At 73.6% G+C, this 16,700-nt stretch carries 13 protein-coding genes; 5 read left to right on the forward strand and 8 right to left on the reverse strand.

Annotated elements, in window-relative coordinates:
- Nucleotides 1-4: 4 nt before the first annotated feature.
- Nucleotides 5-574, reverse strand: coding sequence for a hypothetical protein (locus ACFVVL_RS04950; RefSeq protein WP_387671398.1), 570 nt, complete (start codon nt 572-574; stop codon nt 5-7).
- A 227-nt stretch (nt 575-801) separates the two neighbouring features.
- Between ACFVVL_RS04950 and ACFVVL_RS04955 the strand changes: the two genes are divergently transcribed.
- Nucleotides 802-1,605 (forward strand): DUF6348 family protein, encoded by an 804-nt coding sequence (locus tag ACFVVL_RS04955; RefSeq protein ID WP_387671400.1) that lies wholly within the window; start codon nt 802-804, stop codon nt 1,603-1,605.
- 36 nt (nt 1,606-1,641) lie between these two features.
- Here ACFVVL_RS04955 and ACFVVL_RS04960 read toward each other — a convergent pair whose 3' ends face one another.
- From ACFVVL_RS04960 to ACFVVL_RS04975, 4 genes are all read right to left on the reverse strand, one after another.
- Nucleotides 1,642-1,836, reverse strand: coding sequence for a hypothetical protein (locus tag ACFVVL_RS04960; RefSeq protein ID WP_355372342.1), 195 nt, complete (start codon nt 1,834-1,836; stop codon nt 1,642-1,644).
- A gap of 521 nt (nt 1,837-2,357) precedes the next feature.
- Nucleotides 2,358-3,497: a PP2C family protein-serine/threonine phosphatase gene (locus ACFVVL_RS04965; protein WP_380298572.1), complete on the reverse strand. Its 1,140-nt coding sequence runs from the start codon at nt 3,495-3,497 to the stop codon at nt 2,358-2,360.
- A 450-nt stretch (nt 3,498-3,947) separates the two neighbouring features.
- Entirely contained in the window at nt 3,948-4,439 is a 492-nt protein-coding gene (locus tag ACFVVL_RS04970; protein ID WP_380298117.1) for a ribose-5-phosphate isomerase, read from the reverse strand.
- 71 nt (nt 4,440-4,510) lie between these two features.
- The gene (locus ACFVVL_RS04975; protein ID WP_380298119.1) at nt 4,511-5,110 is read right to left on the reverse strand and encodes a biotin transporter BioY; all 600 of its coding nucleotides are present in this window, start codon (nt 5,108-5,110) and stop codon (nt 4,511-4,513) included.
- A 301-nt stretch (nt 5,111-5,411) separates the two neighbouring features.
- Between ACFVVL_RS04975 and ACFVVL_RS04980 the strand changes: the two genes are divergently transcribed.
- Entirely contained in the window at nt 5,412-6,824 is a 1,413-nt protein-coding gene (locus ACFVVL_RS04980; protein WP_387671403.1) for an amino acid permease, read from the forward strand.
- Nucleotides 6,825-6,894: 70 nt separating this feature from the next.
- On the opposite strand, the gene ACFVVL_RS04985 is transcribed toward ACFVVL_RS04980, so the two are convergent.
- Nucleotides 6,895-7,536: a DsbA family protein gene (locus ACFVVL_RS04985; RefSeq protein ID WP_380298123.1), complete on the reverse strand. Its 642-nt coding sequence runs from the start codon at nt 7,534-7,536 to the stop codon at nt 6,895-6,897.
- 293 nt (nt 7,537-7,829) lie between these two features.
- Here ACFVVL_RS04985 and pepN point away from each other — a divergent pair, with 293 nt between their 5' ends.
- The gene (gene pepN / locus ACFVVL_RS04990) at nt 7,830-10,394 is read left to right on the forward strand and encodes an aminopeptidase N (protein ID WP_380298125.1); all 2,565 of its coding nucleotides are present in this window, start codon (nt 7,830-7,832) and stop codon (nt 10,392-10,394) included.
- A gap of 80 nt (nt 10,395-10,474) precedes the next feature.
- Here the strand turns inward: pepN and ACFVVL_RS04995 are convergent, their stop codons facing one another.
- Both ACFVVL_RS04995 and acnA read right to left on the reverse strand, forming a co-directional pair.
- The gene (locus ACFVVL_RS04995) at nt 10,475-11,821 is read right to left on the reverse strand and encodes a glycoside hydrolase family 18 protein (RefSeq protein WP_380296742.1); all 1,347 of its coding nucleotides are present in this window, start codon (nt 11,819-11,821) and stop codon (nt 10,475-10,477) included.
- 204 nt (nt 11,822-12,025) lie between these two features.
- A complete protein-coding gene (gene acnA, locus ACFVVL_RS05000) occupies nt 12,026-14,674 on the reverse strand; it encodes an aconitate hydratase AcnA (RefSeq protein WP_387671406.1) in 2,649 nt (882 codons plus the stop codon).
- A gap of 341 nt (nt 14,675-15,015) precedes the next feature.
- Here acnA and ACFVVL_RS05005 point away from each other — a divergent pair, with 341 nt between their 5' ends.
- Both ACFVVL_RS05005 and ACFVVL_RS05010 read left to right on the forward strand, forming a co-directional pair.
- Nucleotides 15,016-15,549: a SigE family RNA polymerase sigma factor gene (locus tag ACFVVL_RS05005; protein WP_387671408.1), complete on the forward strand. Its 534-nt coding sequence runs from the start codon at nt 15,016-15,018 to the stop codon at nt 15,547-15,549.
- Nucleotides 15,550-15,677: 128 nt separating this feature from the next.
- Nucleotides 15,678-16,679 (forward strand): hypothetical protein, encoded by a 1,002-nt coding sequence (locus ACFVVL_RS05010; protein ID WP_387671410.1) that lies wholly within the window; start codon nt 15,678-15,680, stop codon nt 16,677-16,679.
- Nucleotides 16,680-16,700 lie beyond the last annotated feature (21 nt).

The following is a 16,700-nucleotide window of genomic DNA, read 5'->3' on the forward strand; positions in this document are numbered from 1 at the left end:
GGCGTCACAGACCCAGCCGGGCGGCCCGGGCGGCGGCCCGGTCCAGCAGCCGGTGGACGTCGGCCTGCCGGGTCGAGGGCCGGTCGTTGAACTGGTCCGGGGAGTTCACCGGGCGGCCGGTGGCGTGCAGCACCTCCATCAGCTGGACCCGGGCGGTGCGCACGGTGGCCGGGGTGCCGAAACCGTGGGCGAGCACCGCGGCCTGGGCGCCCAGCAGGCAGACCCGGCCGGCGTCGTCCCACATCGCCCCCTGCAGCCAGCCGTGCGCGGCGATGTACCGGGAGGCGAGGGCGAGGTGCTCGGCGGCGGTGACCGCGACCGGGCGGGCGGGGCGGCGCAGCGCCCGGTCGAGCAGGGTGGCCCGGGGCAGCGGGTGGCCGGCGTGCCAGGGCCGGTGCACCTGGCCGTGGCGCCACGGGTAGGGCGCCGGGGCGCGCGCGGGGGCGGGCAGTGAGGCGAGGTACGCCTCGATCTCGGCGACCAGCCCGGAGGCGTCCGGGGCGAGCAGCCGGACCGGCAGGGCGGTCGGCGCGGTGCGCGGCGGGGCGGCGGGCGGCGGGGCGGTGCGGGGCATGCGGGTCCTCCAGGCGGCGCCGGTGGTGTTCGCTACCCAAAATGGTGCATACCGGTCACCCCTGCGACCGGAGCGGCGCGCCGCCGCCCGCGGGCCCGCGCCGCGCGGCGGCGCCCGGGCGGTTTCCCGGGGGGGCCCGCGGGCCGATAACCTCGGCGGCGTTCGAGAGCAGTTCGATGGCAGCCGGCGTTCGAGACGACTCGGAGCCCGTGAGCGGAGGAGTCCCCGTGCGCCCGCAGGACCGACTGGCCGTCATTCAGCGCTGCGTGGTCCGGGAGATGGCGCGCCTCGGGCAGGAGTTCACCGCCGACGGCGAGGTGGTGCGCGGCCCGGGGACGGTCGCGGTGGCCGTCCGGGAGCATCCCGGCGGCGAGGGCGCCGGGCACGTCGACCTCGGCTGGGCGCTGGAGCTCGGCCGGGCGGACGCGCCGGTGCTCTGGGACTGCGCGGCCGGCCTCGGCAAGACCGAGGAGGAGAAGCTGGAGAACGCGGTGCGGATGTGGGCGACCACCACGGCGGCCGCGCTGGTGGAGCTGCGGGAGGGCCGCGGCGCGCACGCCGACCACGCCGACCACGCGGAACTGCCCGGCTGGCACGCCGTCCAGGGGCCGGCGGCGGTCTTCGGGTTCGGCAACGAGCGGCTGGCGGCCTGGCTGGCCGGGAACCGGGTGGTGCCGGCGCTGGCGCCCGCGCTGCTGCCGGCGCTGACCGGGCCGCACGCGCGGCGGCCGCACGGGGTGAAGCTGTTCCTCGGCGGACGGTCGGGGGACGACGTGGCCGAGGTCAGGATCGACGGCGAGGTCAGCGAGGCGGCGTCGGCGGCGCTGCGCGCGCTGGACTGGCCGCGCGGCGAGCGGCTGTGCTGGGCCCGGCTGTTCGTGCTGCTGACGGCCCACGGGGATCCGACGGCGCCGCCGACCGCGCCGGCCGGCGCCGGCGGGCTCGCGGCGGCCCGGCCGGCGGCCGTGGCGGCGGCGCGCCCGCGAGGCCTGTTCGCCCGGTGGCGTCAGGCGAGGCGCGCCGACCGGTGACGGAGCACCGGCCGTGGCGGGCCGGCGGTCCGGGGGTCAGCTGGCGATGTTCGAGATGGACTTGGCGATCTGGCTCAGGAAGTCCTGGATCGGCTTGGCCGCCGTGCTCTGGTTGAGCATGAAGCCGAACAGCGCGGCCAGGATGAAGTGCCCGACCTTCAGCTGCTTCTGGCGGATGAAGATGAAGCAGATGATGCCGAACAGGACCAGCGCGGAGACGGAGAGTGCCACCCGGACTCACTTCCTCGTTCTTTCATAGCGGGGCGCCACCGGCGGACGACCCCTGCGAAGCCGGACCCCGGCCTGTCCGACGGTCCCGAGGCGGAACGGCAGTTCGTCCGGCACGTCGAGGCCGGAGGGAAGGCCGCCCGGTACGGCCGCACGGTGTCCGTCGTGCCGCATGTGACGCCCCCCATCCCCCGAATCCTGAACAGTCCCGCCCGGACTCAGTGTGGTCGACCATGCCGATTGCGTAAAGGTCTGACAGTCGGTCGAACGCCGATATCCCGCGATGCGAGACGAGTTTCCGCCGACCGGGACGATAGCCGAGACATCCCGGCGAATCGTCGGCGGGGTGCCGCTGAGCGGCCGGGAAACGTTCGGCGGGCCGGACCGGAACCGGCAGGTCCGCTCTGCTTGCAGGGCACCGGAATTGGCTGAAGATCAGCTCCGGGGCTTGACAGCGGCTGCCACCGGCACGTGCCCCCGCCCCGCCGCCGTGCCGGGGCCCCGGCGGGCCCGTCGCCCGCCGCTCAGTCGCGCCAGAACAGCAGCACCGCGCGGTCGTCGTTGATGTCCCGGGCGACCGTCTCGATCAGCCGGGAGGCCGCGCCGCCGACCGCTCCCGGGCCGCCCGGCACCAGCCGGTCCGCCTCGCCCATCAGCCGGTCCATGCCCTCCGAGAGGTCCCGCCCGGGCGCCTCCACCATGCCGTCGGTGCACAGCATCAGCACGTCGCCGCGGTTCAGCCGCCCCCGCACGCCCTCGAACTTGGCACCGTCGTAGATGCCCAGCGCCGGGCCCTCCAGCGCCTCCTTGACCTCCCAGCGCCCGGCGCCCGCCAGCCGCTGCATGCCCGGCAGGTGCCCGGCCGAGAGCAGTTCGTACTCGCCGGTGTCCAGGTCGAGGACCAGGTGCACGGCGGTCGCGAAGCCCTCCTCCCAGGACTGCCGCAGCAGGTAGCCGTTGGCCGCGGGCAGGAAGTCGTGCGCGGGCAGCGAGCCCAGCAGCCCGCCGAACGCGCCGGAGAGCAGCAGCGCCCGCGAGCCGGCGTCCATGCCCTTGCCGGAGACGTCCGCGAGGACCACCTCCAGCACCCGCCGGCCGGGGCCGGTGCGGTCGGCGACCACGAAGTCGCCGGAGAAGGACTGCCCGCCGGCCGGGCGCAGCGCCATGTCGGCGTGCCAGCCGTCCGGCAGCCGGGGCACCCGGCTCTGCACCCGCAGCCGCTCGCGCAGGTCGAAGAGCATCGTCGAGCCGCCCCACCAGGGCACGCCGACCCGGCTGCGGAACTGGGCCAGCAGCAGGCCGCCGACCCCGGCCGCGCCGACCACCAGGGCGGCGCCGGGGGTGACCCCGTAGGTGTAGGACTCGGGGTGGTCGCTGGCCACCCGCTGGCCGGTGTGGATGACCGACTCGGCGGACAGGCCGAGCGCGGCGAGCGCGTACAGCACCACCAGCGAGCCGGGGCGCAGCAGCAGGGCCGCCGCCAGGATCGGCAGGACCAGCGCGGTGGGCGGGGCCCAGGCGGGCCACCAGACGTTGAGCAGGATCAGCAGCGGGACCAGCAGGGCGAGGGCGCACAGCACCGGCCAGTCGGCGGCGCCGCCGCGGAACCAGTCGACGGCGGCGGTGCGCAGCCTTCGGCGGACCCGGCGGAGCCTCTTGCGCAACCGGGCCGTCACGGGGTCGGACGCCGGGGCGGCGCCGGGCCTCGTCGCAGTCGTCTGGGGCGGTGTGCCCGGCGCTCTGCCAGCCATGGGGACCGACCCTATCCAGCGCTCCCGGTCGGCGTCGACGGGCCGGGCGGGGGCGGGGGCGGGGTGGCGCGGGCGCGTCAGCGGGTTTCGGCCGATTGCGGCGGGCGGCGTCCGGGGCGTCAGGAGGCGTACGGGCACAGGGCGTACGAACCGCCCGGGCGGCGCGCGCCCCGTCGTGCGGACGGCCGGGCGCGGCGTGCGCCGGGGCGCGCGCTGTGGCCGATCACACAGCGATCCCCCGGCCGCCGTCCGGGCGCCGTCCGGCCGGTTGCGCACCCCGGTGCGCGGGGCCGCGGGGAACGCGGCGGCCGGCCGCGCCGCGGGGCGCGACCGGCCGGGAGGAGCCGGGACGGGCGGGAGGGGTCAGCCCTCCTGCTGCGGGTGGTGGGCCGGGACGGGCGGGAGCTCGCCGGTGGTCTCGTACACGCTGAGCATGTCGATCCGGCGGGTGTGCCGCTCGTCGCCGCTGTACGGGGTGTTGAGGAAGACCTCGACGAACCCGGTCGCCTCCTCCTCGGTGTGCATCCGGCCGCCGATGGAGATCACGTTGGCGTTGTTGTGCTCGCGGCCGAGCGCGGCGGTCTGCTCGCTCCACGCCAGCGCGGCGCGGACGCCCTTGACCTTGTTGGCGGCGATCGCCTCGCCGTTGCCCGAACCGCCGATCACGATGCCCAGCGACTGCGGGTCGGAGGCGGTGCGCTCGGCGGCGCGCAGGCAGAACGGCGGGTAGTCGTCGAGGGCGTCGTAGATGTGCGGCCCGCAGTCGACCGGCTCGTGGCCGGCCTCCTTGAGCCACTCCACGAGGTGGTTCTTCAGTTCGTATCCGGCATGGTCGGAGCCCAGGTACACGCGCATGCCCATGAGTGTGGCATGCGCGTGGACCCGGGCTCCGCAGGGGGCGTCGCGTCCGGCGGACCGGGCGCCGCTCAGCGGCGGCCGAGGAGCTTCCAGGCCAGCGGGAGGGCGCCGGCGGCGAGGGCGGCCTTCAGGGCGTCGCCGACCAGGTACGGGTAGAGGCCGAGCTCGGCGGCGCGGGCCATCGGGACGTCGAGGGCGAACGCCAGGTAGGGCACGCCGACGGCGTAGATGGCGAGGCTGCCGAGCACCATCGCGACGGCGGTGCGCACCGGCGAGCGGTCGGCGCCGCGCCGGGCCAGCGCGCCGACCAGGCCGGCGGCCAGCACGAAGCCGATCGCGTAGCCGAGCGAGGGCATCGACCAGCCGGAGGAGCCCTCGGCGAACCACGGCACGCCCGCCAGGCCGGCCAGCAGGTAGAGGCCGAGCGAGGCGACGCCCCGGCGGGTGCCGAGCGCGGTGCCGACCAGGAGGGCGGCGAAGGTCTGGCCGGTGACCGGCACCGGGGAGCCGGGGACGTTCACCGACAGCTGGGCGGCCAGGCCGGTGAGCGCGGCGCCGCCGGCGACCAGGGCGAGGTCGCGGGCCTGGGCGCCGAGGCGGGTGCCGGCGGAGGGCAGCAGGTCGGCGAGGACGGCGCGGCTCGGAACGGGGGTGCTGGCGGTGGCCATCGGACTCTCCTCGGCACAGTGGGGATCCGGACGGCCCCGAGGGCCGCCGGACCGGGTGAGTGATCACCTCGAACCTACGCGGCGATCACGCCGAACACCGTCAGGGATCCGGACAAAGCCCCGGCGGCCCGCCTTGTCGGGTCCCGACCCACCGGGGCGACGGAACGTGATCGGGCGGGTCCGGACTGTCACGATGAGGTCCGCATGCTGGTCCCGAACCGGACATTCTTGGCATGCTCAGCCACGTCACCGGATATTGGACAGCTCGCACCGCATGTCGAACAGTCTGGATCCACCCCCCATGGCCCCCACCTCCGCGCCGTCCGCGCCGCCCGGGACCACCGCCCCCGCCTCCCCCGGCGACGACCGGCAGCTCTCCCACGGACTCAAGCAGCGCCACCTGTCGATGATCGCGCTCGGCGGTGTCATCGGCGCCGGCCTGTTCGTCGGCTCCGGCGCGGGCATCGCCGCGGCCGGACCCGCCATCATCCTCGCCTTCGTGCTCTCCGGCCTGCTGGTCATGCTGATCATGCGGATGCTCGGCGAGATGTCCGCGGCCCGCCCCGCCTCCGGCTCCTTCTCCGTGCACGCCGAGAAGGAGCTCGGCCCCTGGGCCGGGATCACCGCCGGATGGATGTACTGGGTGATGCTCTGCTGCGGCGTCGCCGCCGAGGCCACCGCCGCCGGCAGGATCGTCAACGGCTGGATCCCCGGCGTCTCCTCCTGGGTCTGGGTCGCCCTGTTCATGGTGTTCTTCTGCGCCAGCAACCTCACCGCGGTGAAGAACTTCGGCGAGTTCGAGTTCTGGTTCGCCGCCGTCAAGATCGCCGCGATCATCGCCTTCCTGGTGCTGGGCGGGCTCGGCGTGGCCGGCGTGCTCGGCCCCGGCGCCCCCGGCACCGCCAACCTCACCGGCCAGGGCGGCTTCCTGCCCACCGGCGTCAGCGGACTGATCGTCGGCCTGCTCGCCTCCGTCTTCGCCTACGGGGGCCTGGAGACCGTCACCATCGCCGCCGCCGAGTCCAAGGACCCCAGGCGCAACGTCGCCAACGCCGTGCGCACCGCCGTCTGGCGGATCGCGATCTTCTACATCGGCTCGATGGCGCTGGTCGTCACCCTGGTCTCCTGGAAGGACCCGGCGGTCGTCGCCGACGGCCCCTACGTCACCGTGCTGCGCCACCTCGGAGTGCCCGGCGCCGGAACGATCATGCAGTTCGTGGTGCTGATAGCCCTGCTGTCCGCGATGAACGCCAACATCTACGGCGCCTCCCGGATGGCCTACTCGCTGGTCGGCCGGGGCCAGGGCCCGCGCGCCCTCGCCAAGGTCCGCGGCGGGGTGCCGCGACGGGCCGTACTGGCCTCCTGCCTGTTCGGCTTCGCCGCCGTCGTGGCCGCCAAGTTCTGGCCCGCCACCGTCTTCACCTGGCTGATGAACACCACCGGCGTCGCGATCCTGGTCGTCTGGCTGTTCATCTGCGTCGTCCAGCTGCGGATGCGCCGGCGGCTGGAGCGCGAGGCGCCCGAGCTGCTCACCGTGCGGATGTGGGGCTTCCCGTACCTGACCTGGATCGCGATGGCCGCCGTAACCGGCATCCTCGCCCTGATGACCACCACCGAGGGCAACCGCCGGCAGCTGTACGCGGCCGCCGTGCTGATCACGCTGCTCACCGCCGCCGGTCTGCTCAAGCAGCGCCGGGACGCCGCCCGCGGCTGACCGGGGCGCCGCGACGCGAAGGGGCCCGGCACCGCACGGTACCGGGCCCCTCCCGCCTGCTCCCCGCCGCCTACTCGAAGGACGGGCTCGCGGTGCGGGTGCGCTTGATCTCGTAGAAGCCCGGCGTCGAGGCGACCAGCAGGGTGCCGTCCCACAGCCGGGCCGCGGCCTCGCCGCGCGGGATCGGGGTCACCACCGGGCCGAAGAACGCGACCCGCTCGCCGTCCGCGCCCTCGACCGCGATCACCGGGGTGCCGACGTCCTCGCCGACCAGGGTGATGCCCTCCTTGTGCGACAGGCGCAGCGCCTCGTCGTACGCGTCGGTGTCCGCCGCCTGCGCCAGCTCCACCGGCAGCCCGGCCGCGGCCAGCGCCGCCTCGACGGTCGCCCGGTCCTGCGGCAGGCCCTCGTTGTGGAAACGGGTGCCCAGCTCGGTGTAGAGCCGGCCCAGCACCTCGTCGCCGTGCTGCTGCGCGGCCGCGATGCACACCCGCACCGCGCCCCAGGCGTTGTCCAGCAGCTCCCGGTACTGCGCCGGGAGGTCCCGGCCCTCGTTCAGCACCGACAGGCTCATCACGTGCCAGTTCACGTCCACCGGGCGCAGCTGCTGGACCTCGATCAGCCAGCGGGACGTCATCCAGGCCCACGGACAGGCCGGGTCGAACCAGAAGTCGGCGGTCTTGCGCTCGGCGGCACCAGCGGGAGTCGTCACGGCTGTCGTCCTTCGAATCGTCCGGGAAGAAGTGCGAAGAGGTACGGAGTGGTGCGGTGTGGTGCGGTGTGGTGCGGAGAGGTACGTGTGCCGGGGCCGCGCGGCCGCGTCGGAGCACGCCCCCCGAGCGGCAACACCCGGCCCGCGCCGCTGATTCCGGCCCGCCCGCCCGAGTTGTGCAATGGTACCCGCGCGGGGGGCGTGAAAGGATGCCTCCGCAGCACCACAGCGCGCCGCACCACCGCACCAGCGAAGACCGCACCACCGTGCGAGCCGGACAAAGGAGTACCGCCGTGCCGGGCAAGAACCTGAGCCGCGACGAAGCCCAGCAGCGGGCCAGCATCCTCACCGTGGACGGCTACCGCGTCCGGCTGGACGTGACCTCGGCCCCCGACCCCGCGGCCGCCACCTTCCGCTCCACCACCACCATCGCCTTCCGCTGCGCCGAACCGGGCGCGTCGACCTTCGTCGACCTGCTCGCCCCCGCCGTGCGCGCCGTCACCCTCAACGGGCGCGCCCTCGACCCGGCCGCCGCCTACGACGGCGCCCGGGTGCACGTCGACGGCCTGGCCGCCGAGAACGTGCTCACCGTCGAGGCCGACTGCGCCTACAGCCGCACCGGCGAGGGCCTGCACCGCTTCACCGACCCCGTCGACGGCGAGACCTACCTCTACACCCACTACGAGCCGGCCGACGCCCGCCGGGTCTTCGCCACCTTCGAACAGCCCGACCTGAAGGCCCCGTTCACCTTCACCGTCACCGCGCCGGCCGCCTGGGACGCCTGGTCCAACGCCCCGCACGAGCAGGTCACCGCCGAAGGCGCCGCCCGCACCTGGGAGTTCGCACCGACCCGGCCGATCTCCAGCTACCTCACCGCCGTCGTCGCCGGCCCGTACCACGTCGCCCGCGACCACTACAGCCGCACCCTCGACGACGGCACCGTGCTGGACATCCCGCTCTCCGCGATGTGCCGCAAGTCGCTCGCCCCGTACTTCGACTCCGACGAGATCCTCGGCGTCACCAAGCTCGGACTCGACTTCTTCCACGAGCAGTTCGCCTACCCGTACCCGTTCGGCAAGTACGACCAGGCGTTCGTCCCCGAGTACAACATCGGCGCCATGGAGAACCCCGGCTGCGTCACCTTCCGCGAGGAGTTCGTCTTCCGCTCGAAGGTCACCGACGCCGCCTACGAGGGCCGCGCCAACGTCGTCCTGCACGAGATGGCCCACATGTGGTTCGGCGACCTGGTCACCATGCGCTGGTGGGACGACCTGTGGCTGAAGGAGTCCTTCGCCGACTTCATGGGCTCCTACGGCCTCGTCGGCGCCGGCACCCGCTACCGGTCCGCCTGGGTCACCTTCGCCAACCAGCGCAAGGCCTGGGCCTACCGGCAGGACCAGTTCCCCACCACCCACCCGATCACCGCGGACATCCGGGACCTGGAGGACGCCAAGCTCAACTTCGACGGCATCACCTACGCCAAGGGCGCCTCGGTGCTCAAGCAGCTGGTGGCCTACGCCGGGGCCGAGGCCTTCTTCGAGGGCGCCCGCCGCTACTTCCGGCGGCACGCCTTCGGCAACACCGAACTCGCCGACCTGCTGGGCATCCTGGAGGAGACCAGCGGCCGCGACCTCGGGTCCTGGGCCGCCGCCTGGCTGCAGACCGCCGGCGTCAACACCCTCACCCCGCAGCTCACCGCCGACGCCGAGGGCCGGATCACCGAGCTCGCCGTCCTCCAGGACGGCGACGTGCTGCGCCCGCACCGGATCGCGGTCGGCCTCTACGACCGGGACGCCGACGGCGCGCTGGTGCGCACCGCCCGCTTCGAGCTGGACGTCACCGGCGCGCGCACCGTCGTCGCCGAGGCCGCCGGCCGCCCCCGGCCCGCGCTCGTCCTGCTCAACGACGACGACCTGACCTACTGCAAGGTCCGCTTCGACGAGGAGTCGCTGGAGACCCTGCGCGGCGGCCTCGGCGACATCAAGGACGACCTCGCCCGCGCGCTCGCCTGGTCCGCCGTCTGGAACCTCACCCGCGACGCCCTGATGCCGGCCCGCGACTACGTGGCGCTGGTGCTGCGCTTCGCCGGCCAGGAGGCCAACATCGGCGTCCTGCAGTCGCTGCACACCCAGGCCAAGGGCGCCGTCGACCTCTACGCCGACCCGGCCTGGCGCGGCGAGGGCGGGCGGCTGCTCGCCGACGGCGCGCTGCGCGAACTGCGCGCCGCCGCCCCCGGCAGCGACCACCAGCTGGCCTGGGCCCGCTTCCTGGCGCAGACCGCCAACGGCTCCGAGCACCTCGGGCTGGTCCGCGGCCTGCTGGCCGGCACCGCCCGGATCGACGGCCTGGAGGTCGACCAGGAGCTGCGCTGGGCGCTGTGGCTGGCGCTGGCCGCGGCCGGCCAGGCCGGCGAGGAGGAGCTGGCCGGGGAGCTGGCCGCCGACAACACGGCGAGCGGGCGCCGCCAGCACACCCAGTGCCTGGCCGCCCGGCCCACCCCGGAGGCCAAGGCCGCCGCCTGGTCCGCCGTGGTCGACTCCGACGAGCTGCCCAACGCGCTGGTCGAGGCCAACATCGCCGGCTTCGCGGTGCCCGCGCACCGCGACCTGACCGCGCTCTACGCCGCGCCGTACTTCAAGCTGCTGGAGCGGGTCTGGGCCGAGCGGACCATCGAGATCGCGATGCGCATCGTCGGCGGCTTCTTCCCGCAGGCGCAGGTGGACGAGGCCACCCTGGCCGAGGCGGACGCCTGGCTGAGCGGCCACCCGGACGCGGCGCCCGCGCTGCGCCGGCTGGTGCTGGAGCGCCGCGACGACCTGGCCCGCGCGCTGCGGGCGCAGGCCTGCGACCGGGCCTGAGCGAACGGGACGGGCGGGGCCCGCCGCGACGCACTGTCGCGGCGGGCCCCGCCCGCGGTCCTCACGGGGTCAGCGCCGCATCACTTGCCGCGCAGGCCCTTGTCCAGGGCGGCCATCGCGCTGCCCTGCGCGTCGTCGCCGTCCAGCGACCAGACCATCACACCGGCCAGGTCGTTCCAGCGGGCGTAGCGGGCCTTCTCGGTGAGCACCTCGGCCGAGTCGAAGCTGTAGAAGGTGTTGCCGTCGTACTTCCAGGACGCGCCGTGGTCGCGGTCCACGTAGGTCTTGGAGCCCGCCAGCGTGTTGAGCTCCTTGTAGGTGAGGTCCGGCACGGCGGCGGTGGCCTTCTGGAAGAGGCCGTTGCGGTTGCCGGCCGGCACGCCGGTCCAGCCGTGGCCGTAGAACGGCGTGCCGAGGACGGTCTGCTGCGAGGGCAGGCCGCGCTGGGCGTAGTGGTCCACGGCCTTGTCGGCGCTGCGCTGGCGCGCGTCCGGGTCGGTGGGGTCGGAGTAGAGCGGGGAGTGGTGGTTGGTCGGGCCCTTGCCCTCCCACGGCCCGTGCAGGTCGTAGGTCATCAGGTTGAGCCAGTCGACGGAGCCGGCGAGCTCGGGCAGCTCCAGCCGGTCGGCGACGGTCTCGTTGGCGGCGACGGCGGCGGTCAGCAGGTAGTGCTCGGGCTTCTTGTCCTTGCCCTTGGCCCCCTGGGCGCGCTCCTTGGCCAGCCCGTCGAGCTGCTTGCGGAACTCGGCCATCAGCAGGGTGAAGTTGCGGCCGTCCTCGGGGCGCACCACGTTGCCCTCGTCACCGCCGCCGCCCGGGTACTCCCAGTCGACGTCGATGCCGTCGAAGACGCCCGCGGCCGCGCCGGCGCCGCCCTCCGGGGAGCCGGCCAGCTGCGGCACGTCGCCCTTCATGTAGAGGTCGATGCAGGAGGAGACGAACTTCTTGCGGGCCTCGTCGGTGGCGGCGGCGTCCGAGAAGTACTTCGACCAGCTCCAGCCGCCCAGCGAGATGACGACCTTGAGCTGCGGGTTCTGCGCCTTGAGCTTGCGCAGCTGGTTGAAGTGGCCCTTGAGCGCCTGGCCCGGGGCGTCGGCGACGCCGTCCACCGAGTCGGCGGCGGAGAAGGCGCGCTGGTAGTCGTTCCAGGCGTCGCCCTGGCCGGGCTCGTTGCTCTGGAAACAGGCACCCTCGGCGGAGACGTTGCCGAAGGCGTAGTTGATCACGGTGAGCTTGCCGGCCTGGCCGGACTCCTGGACGCGCTTGGCGAGGCTGTCGGCGCCCCACGAGGTGAAGTAACCGACCCGCTGGCCCTTGAGCTTGGGGCCCTTGGCATCGGCGGCAGTGGCCGTGGCGGTGGCGGCGGTGGAGGCGAGCAGCGCGGCGACGGTGGCGGCGGCGAGCAGGGCGGGGCGGCGAATGGGCATACCGGACCTATTCTCTGAAGCAGCGTCAATTGGTCTGGACCAAGCTGGAACAGAGGTTTAGTCCATAGCGACCGCGTCGCACAAGGGGTCCGGTCCGGTCGGCGCACTATGCAAAAAGCCGGCAAAGCCCGGGCGGCGTCCGGGAGAAGCGGAGGAGGCCGGACCGCGGGTGCGGTCCGGCCTCCTCGGCGCTCAGCGCGGTGCTCAGCCGTTGATCAGGCTGCGCAGCACGTACTGCAGGATGCCGCCGTTGCGGTAGTAGTCCGCCTCGCCGGGGGTGTCGATGCGCACGACCGCGTCGAACTCCTTGTCACCGGCCTTGACCTTGACGGTCGCGGGGGTGCGGCCCTCGTTGAGCTCGGTCACGCCGGTGATGGAGAAGGTCTCCTCGCCGGTCAGGCCGAGGGAGTCGGCGTTCTCGCCCTCCGGGAACTGCAGCGGCAGGACGCCCATGCCGATCAGGTTCGAGCGGTGGATGCGCTCGTAGGACTCGGCGATGACGGCCTTGACGCCGAGCAGCGCGGTGCCCTTGGCGGCCCAGTCGCGGGACGAGCCGGAGCCGTACTCCTTGCCGGCCAGGACGACCAGCGGGGTGCCGGCGGCCTGGTAGTTCTGCGAGGCGTCGTAGATGAACGACACCGGGCCGTCGGCCTGGGTGAAGTCGCGGGTGTAGCCGCCCTCGGTGCCCGGCGCGATCTGGTTGCGCAGACGGATGTTGGCGAAGGTGCCGCGGATCATGACCTCGTGGTTGCCACGGCGCGAGCCGTAGGAGTTGAAGTCACGCTTCTCGACGCCGTTGGCGGTCAGGTACTGCGCCGCCGGGGTGCCGGGCTTGATGTTGCCGGCCGGGGAGATGTGGTCGGTGGTGACCGAGTCGCCCAGCTTGGCCAGGACGCGGGCGCCGGCGATGTCGGTCACCGGGCTCGGGGTCTTGGCCATGCCCTCGAAGTACGGGGGCTTGCGGACGTAGGTGGACTCGGCGTCCCACTCGAAGGTGTTGCCGGTCGGGACCGGGAGCGACTGCCAGCGGTGGTCACCGGCGAAGACGTCCTGGTAGCCCTTGTCGAACATGTCCTGGTCGATGGAGGCGGCGACGGTGTCGGCGACCTCCTGCTCGGACGGCCAGATGTCGGCGAGGAAGACGTCGTTGCCGTCGGCGTCCTGGCCCAGGGCGTCCTTGGTGATGTCGACGTTCATGTTGCCGGCGAGGGCGTAGGCGACCACCAGCGGCGGGGAGGCCAGGTAGTTCATCTTGACGTCGGGGTTGATCCGGCCCTCGAAGTTGCGGTTGCCGGAGAGCACCGAGACGACGGCGAGGTCGGACTCGTTGACCGCGGCCGAGACCTCCTCGGGCAGCGGGCCCGAGTTGCCGATGCAGGTCACACAGCCGTAGCCGACCAGGTTGAAGCCCAGCTTCTCCATGTACGGGAGCAGGCCGGCCTTCTCGTAGTAGTCCATGACGACCTTGGAGCCGGGCGCCAGGGTGGTCTTGACCCAGGGCTTGACCGTGAGGCCCTTCTCCACGGCCTTCTTCGCCAGCAGGGCGGCGCCCAGCATGACGGAGGGGTTGGAGGTGTTGGTGCAGGAGGTGATCGAGGCGATCACGACCGCGCCGTTGTCGATCTGGTAGGACGAGCCGTCGGGGACGGCGACGGCGGTCGGCTTGGAGGCCTCGGCCGAGTAGGTCGGCAGCGCCTCGGCGAAGCGCTCGGCGGCCTCGGCCAGGACGACGCGGTCCTGCGGGCGCTTCGGGCCGGAGATCGACGGGACGACGGTGGAGACGTCCAGCTCCAGGTACTCGGAGTAGACCGGCTCGTGCGACGGGTCGTGCCAGAGACCCTGCTCCTTGGCGTACGCCTCGACCAGGGCGAGCTGCTGCTCGTCGCGGCCGGTGAGCTTCAGGTAGTTGATGGTCTCGGCGTCGATCGGGAAGATCGCGCAGGTCGAGCCGAACTCCGGCGACATGTTGCCGATGGTGGCGCGGTTGGCCAGCGGGATGGCGCCGATGCCGTCGCCGTAGAACTCGACGAACTTGCCGACCACACCGTGCTTGCGCAGCATCTCGGTGATGGTGAGCACCAGGTCGGTGGCGGTGGTCCCGGCCGGCAGCTCGCCGGTCAGCTTGAAGCCGACGACGCGCGGGATCAGCATGGAGACCGGCTGGCCGAGCATGGCGGCCTCGGCCTCGATGCCGCCGACGCCCCAGCCCAGCACGCCCAGGCCGTTGACCATGGTGGTGTGCGAGTCGGTGCCGACGCAGGTGTCGGGGTACGCCTGGCCGCCGCGGACCATGACGGTGCGGGCCAGGTGCTCGATGTTCACCTGGTGGACGATGCCGGTGCCCGGCGGGACGACCTTGAACTCGTCGAAGGCGGTCTGGCCCCAGCGCAGGAACTGGTAGCGCTCCTTGTTGCGGCCGTACTCGATCTCGACGTTCTGGACGAAGGCGTCCGGGGTGCCGAACTTGTCGGCGATGACAGAGTGGTCGATGACCAGCTCGGCCGGGGCCAGCGGGTTGATCTTGGCCGGGTCGCCGCCCAGCTCCTTGACGGCCTCGCGCATGGTGGCGAGGTCGACCACGCACGGCACGCCGGTGAAGTCCTGCATGATCACGCGGGCGGGCGTGAACTGGATCTCCTGGCTCGGCTGGGCGTCGGCGTCCCAGTCGCCGAGGGCCCGGATGTGGTCGGCGGTGATGTTGGCGCCGTCCTCGGTGCGGAGCAGGTTCTCCAGCAGCACCTTGAGGCTGTAGGGCAGCCGCTCGGACCCCTCGACGGCGGAGAGCTTGAAGATCTCGTACGACTCGTCGCCCACCTGCAGCGAGCTGCGGGCGTCGAAGCTGTTCGCGGACACGACTGACTCCTTCTAGGTGCTTCGTGCGGTATCCGGCCGCCACGCTGGTAAGGTCACCCTTACTTAGGCTGACCTTGCCCGCACCGCCGGTGAGCGCCTCTCGGCAAGTATCTTGATGTCGAGATATATCGTAGGGCGGAGTTATCTCGATGTCGAGATAAACCATAGTGCATGCCGCGAAGTCCGCCACGTCGGCACCACCTCCAGCCTGCCTCCACGGGGTGCATCCTCCCCGAACCCCCGCCGAACCCCCCCGTAACGCGCGCCCCCGGCTCACGCGTCTATCCGGGTACAGGGGGCGGCCGGGCGCCGCCCGCGGGACGCGAGGGGCAGGGGACAGCGTGATCGGCACGACGCGACGCACCGCGGACGACGGCGAGTTCGAGGCCTTCGCCCACGCCCGCGGACAGCACCTCTTCCGCACCGCGCTGCTGCTCTGCGGGGACTGGCACCTCGCCGAGGACCTCGCCCAGACCACCCTCGCCAAGCTCTACGCCGCCTGGCCCAAGGTCCGCCGCGCCGAGAACCGGGAGGCCTACGCGCGCGGCGTGCTCGTGCGCACCCACCTCTCCCACCGGCGGCTGCGGCGCAGCGGCGAACGGCCCGCCCCCGGGGACCTGCCGGAACCTCCCGGCAGCCCCGACCCCGCGGCCGGCGACCCGGCGCTGCGGGTCACCCTGCTGGCCGCACTCGCCGACCTGTCACCCCGGGACCGGGCCGTCCTCGTCCTGCGGTACTGGGAGGACCGCAGCGTCGAGGAGACCGCCGCCGAACTCGGCGTCAGCCCCGGCGCGGTGCGCAGCCAGGCGCTGCGGGCGCTCGGGCGGCTGCGCGGCGTGCTCGGGCCGCAGGCCGCCGAGCTCGGCTCGCCCTGACACCCCCCGGGCCCCGCACTTCGGCTCCCGCTCCGGCCGAGGGCGACCGACCCCGCTCGCGCCGTACTCACCGCGCTGCCCGCGCTCACCGCACTCACCGCCGATCCGGAAGGAACCGAGGAACCGGCATGAACACCCTGAACGAGCCCCGGGACGACCGAGGACTGTCCGCCACCTTCCAGCGGGCGATGGGCGGCGTCGGCGCCGACCTCGGCCCGCTGGTCGCCGGCGCCGCCGAACGCGGACGCCGCATCCGGCGCCGCCGCCGGGCCGCCGCGGCCGGCGCGGTCGCCGCCGCCGTCGCGCTCACGGCCGGCGGCCTGCTCGCCCTGCGGCCCGACGACGGCACGAGCGCCGCCCCCGCGACGGGCAGCGCCTTCCCCACCCCCCTCCCGAAGCCCCCGTCCGGCCCCGAGCACCAGCAGCCCGGCAGCGGGGCCGACGCCGGCAAGGTCGCCATGACCGGCCGCGCCACCGTCCACACCCTCATGGGAACCCTGCCGGCCGGCGGCACCACCTCCGGCTACGCCGGCCACTTCGTCGCCGCCGGCCTGTCCCCGGGCCCCGGCACCACCCCCGTCCCCGGCGGAGCGAACCGCCCCTTCGTGGTCAGCCGCGGTTCCCTCTTCTACGACGACGGCAACGGCCCGGCCGCCGTCACCGTCACCGTCGAAGGCGGCTTCGCCGCCCAGGCCGCCGGCCCTGCCGTGAACCCGGCCGACGCCTTCTACGACAGCACCTTCAGCTGCGCCGAGGTCAACGCCGCCCACGTCTACCAGTACTGCCACGACACCGTGCTCCCGGACGGCAGCCGGCTGCTGCTCATCGAACAGGCCCGGGGCGAGGAGCTCTCCCGCAGCGCCGTTCTGCTGCGCGCCGACGACACCCAGGTGCGGGTCAACGTCAGCAACACGGCGACGGTGGCCGACGCGGCTCCTCCCGCGCGCATCCGTGACGGGCTGCCGCTCACCGTCGACCAGGTCCGGGCCATCGCGACGGCCACCGGTTTCCAGGAGTGGATCACGCCCGAGGCGGCCCAGCAGGCCGAACGGGCCGTGCAGCCGTTCCACGAGGAGTCGGACGCCGCCCCGCCCGCCGGCCCGACCGACGCCCCCGCCCCGGTACGGTGACCGCGCCCCGGTACGGTGACC

This window comes from Kitasatospora sp. NPDC058115 (genome assembly GCF_042884635.1).
Lineage (GTDB): Bacteria > Actinomycetota > Actinomycetes > Streptomycetales > Streptomycetaceae > Kitasatospora.